Source organism: Pseudomonas sp. EGD-AK9 (assembly GCF_000465935.2).
GTDB lineage: Bacteria > Pseudomonadota > Gammaproteobacteria > Pseudomonadales > Pseudomonadaceae > Aquipseudomonas.
In genome coordinates, this window is record NZ_AVOF01000198.1 from 1 (window position 1) to 6289 (window position 6289).

General features: G+C 66.9%; 6 protein-coding genes and 1 pseudogene. 4 read left to right on the forward strand and 3 right to left on the reverse strand.

Going from position 1 to position 6289, the window contains the following annotated elements:
• Window positions 1–257 (forward strand): annotated as a pseudogene (locus N878_RS28935) (hypothetical protein); the annotation flags it as partial.
• A 3-nt stretch (window positions 258–260) separates the two neighbouring features.
• On the opposite strand, the gene N878_RS10665 reads toward N878_RS28935, so the two are convergent.
• A complete protein-coding gene (locus tag N878_RS10665; protein ID WP_021443644.1) occupies window positions 261–1871 on the reverse strand; it encodes an FMN-binding glutamate synthase family protein in 1611 nt (536 codons plus the stop codon).
• A gap of 146 nt (window positions 1872–2017) precedes the next feature.
• The gene (locus N878_RS10670) at window positions 2018–3091 is read right to left on the reverse strand and encodes a hypothetical protein (protein WP_021443645.1); all 1074 of its coding nucleotides are present in this window, start codon (window positions 3089–3091) and stop codon (window positions 2018–2020) included.
• Between the two features lie 322 nt (window positions 3092–3413).
• Between N878_RS10670 and N878_RS10675 the strand changes: the two genes are divergently transcribed.
• The 3 genes from N878_RS10675 to N878_RS10685 are packed head-to-tail and all read left to right on the forward strand — an operon-like array spanning window position 3414 to window position 5413.
• Window positions 3414–4535: a beta-ketoacyl-ACP synthase III gene (locus tag N878_RS10675; protein ID WP_031303016.1), complete on the forward strand. Its 1122-nt coding sequence runs from the start codon at window positions 3414–3416 to the stop codon at window positions 4533–4535.
• 48 nt (window positions 4536–4583) lie between these two features.
• The gene (locus N878_RS10680) at window positions 4584–5186 is read left to right on the forward strand and encodes an RNA polymerase sigma factor (RefSeq protein ID WP_021443647.1); all 603 of its coding nucleotides are present in this window, start codon (window positions 4584–4586) and stop codon (window positions 5184–5186) included.
• Window positions 5180–5413 carry an anti-sigma factor gene (locus N878_RS10685; RefSeq protein WP_021443648.1) on the forward strand — a complete coding sequence of 78 codons (234 nt, stop codon included), beginning with the start codon at window positions 5180–5182 and terminating at the stop codon, window positions 5411–5413. Before N878_RS10680 ends, N878_RS10685 begins: the two co-directional genes overlap by 7 nt.
• Window positions 5414–5420: 7 nt before the next feature.
• Here N878_RS10685 and N878_RS10690 read toward each other — a convergent pair.
• Window positions 5421–6289, reverse strand: an 869-nt coding sequence (locus N878_RS10690; protein ID WP_021443649.1) for an aromatic amino acid transaminase, incomplete at its 5' end; no start/stop codon positions are given.

The window sequence follows — 6289 nt, forward strand, 5'->3', positions numbered from 1 at the left end:
AGTCCATCGGCGTGTCGACCCGCGAGCAACTGGCGGCGACCAGCGAGGTGGGGCGGCTGATCCAGCAGGTGCGCAGCATCGCCGACGACACCGCGCGCGATGCCCAGGAGGTGGCGCACGACAGCCAGCGCCTGGAGCAGCTGGCCGGCAACCTGGGCCAGCTGTGCAGCGAATTCCATGTCAGCGGCGCGGCGCCGGTGGTCGCCGATGTCGAGGTGGTCGCCAGCGCCGAAGGCTATCGCTTGCAGCCGGCCTGAGCCTCAGGCCGGCGCCGGCTCGAAGCTGTCGGCCCGCGCCATCCGCCACATGCGTTCGTAGAACTCGCCGCCGATCTGCCCGCCGAGCAGCTCGCCGGGGGCGAGGAACACGTGCTGCTGGGAAAACAGCTTGATCTCGGTGGCGGACATGCGCTGCACCAGGTGCTTGGCGTCGATCTGCGCCGGGTGCTCGAGGCCGGCGGCGGCGAGCATCTCGGCCAGCGCCTTGAGCGTGTTGCGGTGGAAGTTGTGCACCCGCTGGGCCTTGTCTTCGACCACCAGGGCGCGCTGACGCAGCGGGTCCTGGGTGGCCACGCCGGTCGGGCACTTGTTGGTGTGGCAGCTCTGGCTCTGGATGCAGCCGATGGCGAACATGAAGCCGCGCGCCGAGTTGGCCCAGTCGGCGCCGATGGCCAGCACCCGGGCGATGTCGAAGGCGCTGACGATCTTGCCGCTGGCGCCGAGCTTGATCTGGTCGCGCAGCTTGCAGCCGACCAGGGTGTTGTGGACGAACAGCAGGCCCTCGCGCAGCGGCACGCCGAGGTGATCGGTGAACTCCAGCGGCGCCGCGCCGGTGCCGCCTTCCCTGCCGTCGACCACGATGAAGTCGGGCAGGATGCCGGTCTCCAGCATGGCCTTGGCGATGGCCATGAACTCCCAGGGATGGCCCAGGCAGAACTTGAACCCCACCGGTTTGCCGCCGGAGAGTTCGCGCAGCCTGGCGATGAACTGCAGCAGCTCGATGGGGGTGGCAAAGGCGCTGTGGCGCGACGGCGAGATGCAGTCCTGGCCCATGGGCACACCGCGGGTGCTGGCGATTTCCGCGGTGACCTTGTGCTTGGGCAGGATGCCGCCGTGGCCGGGCTTGGCGCCCTGGCTGAGCTTGATCTCGATCATCTTCACCTGCGGATCGCAGGCTTGGGCGGCGAAGCGTTCGGGGTCGAACTGGCCGTCGTCGGTGCGGCAGCCGAAGTAGCCGCTACCGAGCTCCCACACCAGGTCGCCGCCGTGCTCGCGGTGGTAGGGGCTGATGCTGCCTTCGCCGGTGTCGTGGTAGAAGTTGCCGAGCCTGGCGCCCTGGTTCAGCGCGCGGATGGCATTGGCGCTGAGCGAGCCGAAGCTCATCGCCGAGACGTTGAACAGTGAGGCGCTGTACGGCTGGCGGCACTGCGGCCCGCCGATCGGCACGCGAAAGCTGCAGGGGTCGCTCAGCGGCGCCGGGCGCATGGAGTGGCTGATGAACTCGAAGCCGTTCTGGTACACGTCGCTCAAAGTGCCGAAGGGCTTGTCGGCGCCCTCGTTCTTGGCCCGCGCGTAGACCAGCGAGCGCTGCGCGCGGGAAAACGGCAGCTGCTCGCTGTCGCCTTCGAGCAGGTATTGGCGGATCTCCGGGCGGATGCCCTCGACCAGATAGCGGATATTGCCCAGGATCGGGTAGTTGCGCCGCACCGCCTGGCGCGTCTGCAGCAGGTCGCCGATGCCGATCAGGCTGAGTACGGCGGCGAGCAGGGTGAAGGGCCACAGCCATTCGTGCTGGAGAAAGGGCAGGCTGGCCAGGGTGAACAGCACACAGAAGGCGAAAAAGGCGTAGCGGCTGAGTAGCGAGAGATTCATGTGGGCTCCGGCGTCCTGATGGCGCAAAGCTTCACTCTAGACGCCTGGCGCCAGTCCGGGTCAAGTCCGATGTGCATCGCGGTGGCTGCGCCGGGCCATCGCGCGCGTTCCAGGCAACCCCCTGCCTGTCGGCAGGGGGCGGGGGTTCAGCGGTTGACGCTCTTGAAGTTGTCGTCCGAAGGCTCCTTGGTATAGGCGCCGAGGTCGTGCACCAGCTTCGTGCTGCCGTTCATCAAGGTGCCGATGCGGCTGTCGGCGGTGCGCGCCGAGGCGGCCTGGTTGCTGCTGCCGCTGATCGGCGGTGGGTTGAAGCTGAATGACCAGAGGTAGTGCCAGACGGCGGCATTGTGCTTTTCAGTCTGCTGGGTGGCGTTGAAGTACCAGGGCTTGAGTTCGGTGAACGCGGTCATGTTCATCAGGCCGGTATTGGCGTCGCCGACGAACACCGTGCTGGTCACCGCCGAGGTGCGGTACGCCTCGAAGATCACCCCCTTGCCTTTCAGTTCGCTGACGTAGCTGCGGCACACTTCTCCGACCCAGCGATTGTTCAGCCAGCTCTTGGCTTGATTGGAATAGAAGGGGTCGAGCAGGGCCACGCGCTTCGGCAGCAGGCGGCTGTTGAGGCTGCCGGCGCTGACCGCATCGCTGATTTTCTTGGTCAGGACGATGGCCAGCTGGTTGCCCAGGGAGTGGCCGAGCAGGCGGATGTTGTTGCCGCTGTAGCTGGCCAGGTTGGCCTTGTAGTGATCGAACAGCAGGTCGCCGGCCGACTTGTTCGGACCGCTGCTGTAGACCCCGCTGCTGTTGCGCCAGCGCATGCCGCGCGGGCCGCTGGCGCTCCAGATCTTGGCTTCGGCGTCCTTCACCTCGCCCTCGTCGGCGAACTGGTTCCAGTACAGGATGCCGACGTTGTAGCCGGCGGCGAGCCAGGCATGGGCCAGGTCCAGGTCCGGGCCGCCGGCATCCTTGCGGTTGAAGGTTTCGCGGTTCTTCCTCTGGGTAGCGCCGTTCTGCCAGCCGTGGATGTAGATGACGGTGGGCTTGCTGTTGCTGAAATAGGCATTGCTCTGGCCGGGCACGGCTTTCTGCCAGCTGTCGCCGTAGCCGAACCAGTACAGACCATGATCGAGGTTCTGGAAGGTGCTGTCGGGGAAGACGCCGACGGCGGCCTGGGTCAGGGAAGAGAAGCCCAGTACGAGCAGCAAGAGGAACTGGCGCATGGCGGGACCTTTTATTGTTATGAGGTGCCAGCAGCCTATAGATTGTCGGACAATTTCGAATCGCCCAAACGGGTGAGCGCCCCGCGCTTGGCGCCGCTGTGTGCGCCATGGCCCGTTGTGCTCATCTTTGCCTCAATAGCCGTTCTATTGTCCGCTAAACGCTTGTCAGCAGAGCGGACGAAGGCCCTGTGCCTGTGGCAAACTCAGCGGCCAGTAGCAGAACGTGGCAGCGTTCGGCCAGCCTTTTTACCACTTGGCCCTGTTGGCCAAGGTTCAGCGCATAACCGGCCGCTGCTTGCGGTCGAGAACAAGAGGAATGACCGTGCATAACGTCGTGATCAGTGGTACCGGCCTGTACACCCCGGCCAACAGCATTTCCAACGACGAACTGGTGGCATCCTTCAATGCCTACGTGCAGCAATTCAATGCCGACAACGCCGAGGCCATCGCCCGCGGCGAGGTCGAGGCGCTGACCGAGTCGAGCAGTGCCTTCATCGAGAAGGCCTCCGGGATCAAGAGCCGTTTCGTCATCGACAAGGCCGGCATCCTCGACCCGCAACGCATGGTGCCGCGCATCCCCGAGCGTTCCAACGAAGACTGGGGCATCCTCTGCGAGATGTCCGTGGCCGCGGCCAAGCAGGCGCTGGAGCGCGCCGGCAAGACCGTCGCCGATATCGACGGGGTGATAGTCGCCTGCTCCAACCTGCAGCGCGCCTACCCGGCGGTAGCCATCGAAGTGCAGGCCGCGCTCGGCATCGACGGCTGGGGCTACGACATGAACGTCGCCTGCAGCTCGGCCACCTTCGGCATCCAGGCCGCCACCAACGCGGTGCAGACCGGCCAGGCGCGGGCCATCCTGATGGTCAACCCGGAAATCTGCACCGGCCACCTGAATTTCCGCGACCGCGACAGCCACTTCATCTTCGGCGACGCCGCCACCGCGGTGATCATCGAGCGGGCCGACCTAGCCACCTCCCCGTATCAGTGGGACATCCTCGGCACCAAGCTGCTGACCCAGTTTTCCAACAACATCCGCAACAACTTCGGCTTCCTCAACCGCGCCGCGGAAGAGGGCGTGGGTGCCCGCGACAAGCTGTTCGTCCAGGAAGGCCGCAAGGTGTTCAAGGACGTCTGCCCGATGGTCGCCGAGCTGATCGCCGCGCACCTGGCGGAAAACCAGCTCAACGTCGGCGACGTCAAGCGCTTCTGGCTGCACCAGGCCAACCTCAACATGAACCTGCTGATCGCGCGCAAGCTGCTCGGCCGCGACGCCGAGCCCCACGAGGCGCCGGTGATCCTCGACACCTACGCCAACACCAGCTCGGCCGGTTCAGTGATCGCCCTGCACAAGCATCAGGACGACCTGGCCAGCGGCAGCCTCGGCGTGCTCAGCTCGTTCGGCGCCGGTTATTCCATCGGCAGCGTGATCCTGCGCAAGCGCTGATCCTGCCAACAGGGCTGCGGTGCGCGCGGCGCACCCTCGGGGAGAGCCATGACGGACGGCGATCTGCTGGAGCGTCTACTGGCCGGCGAGCAGCAGGCCTACCGCGAGCTGGTCGCCACCTACCAGGGGGCGATGCGTGCGGTGGCCTACGCCATAGTCGGCAGTCGCCATGCCGACGAGGTGGTGCAGGACGCCTGGCTCGCCGTGGTGCGCAGCCTGGAGGGCTTCCAGGGTCGTGCCAGCCTGAAGACCTGGCTGCTGACCATCACCGCCAATACCGCCAAGACCCGCCTCAAGCACAATCGGCGCGAGGTGCTGCTCGACGACCTGCCGGGCCCGCACGGCAGCGTCGGCGAGGAGCGTTTCTCCGACGACGGCCACTGGCTGCTGGCGCCGCATGCCTGGCACCAGGACAGCCCCGAGGCCCTGCTGACCGAGCGCGAGCTGCGCGAGTGCCTGGACAAGACCCTGGCCAGCTTGTCCGAACTGCAGGCCAGCGTGCTGGTGCTGCGCGAGCGTCAGGGCCTGGAGCTGGAGGCGATCTGTAATCTTCTCGACATCTCGCTCTCCAATGTCCGCGTGCTGCTGCATCGTGCGCGCCTGAAAGTCTTCGCCACCCTGGAGCATTTCGAGGAGACCGGGCAATGCTGAACTGCAAGGAACTGGTGGCCCAGTCCAGCGATTTTCTCGACGGCCAGCTGAGCCTGCGCCAGCGCCTGGCGGTGCGTGCGCACCTGGCCATGTGCGTGCGCTGCCGGCGTTTCATTCGCCAGCTGAAACTGACCCAGGCGGTGCTGCGCCAGCTGCCCGACGCTGCCGTGCCCGAACTGGACGCCCTGGCCGCGCGCCTGGCCGAGGCGCGGCGCAAGGCGGACTGAACAGGCTCTAAGCGCAGACCCGCGCGATGGCGCTGGCCAACTGCTCCAGGCGGCCGGCATCCAGCCCGGCGACGTTGGCGCGCCCGCTGCCGACCATATAGACGCTGAATTCCTCGCGCAGGCGCTGCACCTGCACGGGCGTCAGGCCGGTGTAGGAGAACATGCCGCGCTGCTCGGCGATATGCGCGAAGCGCTCGCTCAACCCGTGCGGCACCAGGGCCTCGACCAGGCCGCGGCGCAGGCTGGCGACGCGCAGGCGCATGGCTTCCAGTTCGTCCTGCCACAGGCTCCGGAGTTCGGTGTCGCCGAGAATCTCGGCGACCACCGCGGCGCCGTGGGCCGGCGGCGTCGACCACAGGTTGCGGGCGAGATAGGCCAGCTGGCTGCGGATATCGACGAGCTTGCCGGCATCGCCAGCGCAGACGAGCAGCGCGCCGGTGCGTTCGCGGTACAGGCCGAAGTTCTTCGAGCAGGAGCTGGTGATCAGCAGCTCCGGCAGCTCGGCGGCGAACAGGCGCACCGCCCAGGCATCCTGCTCCAGGCCGTCGCCGAAGCCCTGGTAGGCGAAGTCGATCAGCGGCAGCAGCTCGCGCGCCTTGACCACCTCCAGCACGCGCTTGAAGTCGCGCGGGCCGAGGTCGAAGCCGGTGGGGTTGTGGCAGCAGGCGTGCAGCAGCACCACGTCGCCCTTGGGCAGCTGGGCCAGCGCCGCGATCATCGCCTCCACGTCCAGGCGGTTGTCGGCGCCGACGTAGGGGTAGTGGCCGACTCTGAGCCCGGCCTCGGCGAACAGGGTTTCGTGGATCGGCCAGGTCGGGTCGCTCAGCCAGATGCCGCGCCCCGGCAGGCAGTGGCGGATGAAATCGCCGGCCAGGC

What these genes read in the sequence shown, in the direction of transcription:
- N878_RS10665 (WP_021443644.1), bottom strand. Translation starts at nt 1,871, where the DNA reads ATGAATCTCTCGCTACTCAGCCGCTACGCCTTTTTCGCCTTCTGTGTG.
- N878_RS10670 (WP_021443645.1), bottom strand. Translation starts at nt 3,091, where the DNA reads ATGCGCCAGTTCCTCTTGCTGCTCGTACTGGGCTTCTCTTCCCTGACC.
- N878_RS10680 (WP_021443647.1), top strand. Translation starts at nt 4,584, where the DNA reads ATGACGGACGGCGATCTGCTGGAGCGTCTACTGGCCGGCGAGCAGCAG.
- N878_RS10685 (WP_021443648.1), top strand. Translation starts at nt 5,180, where the DNA reads ATGCTGAACTGCAAGGAACTGGTGGCCCAGTCCAGCGATTTTCTCGAC.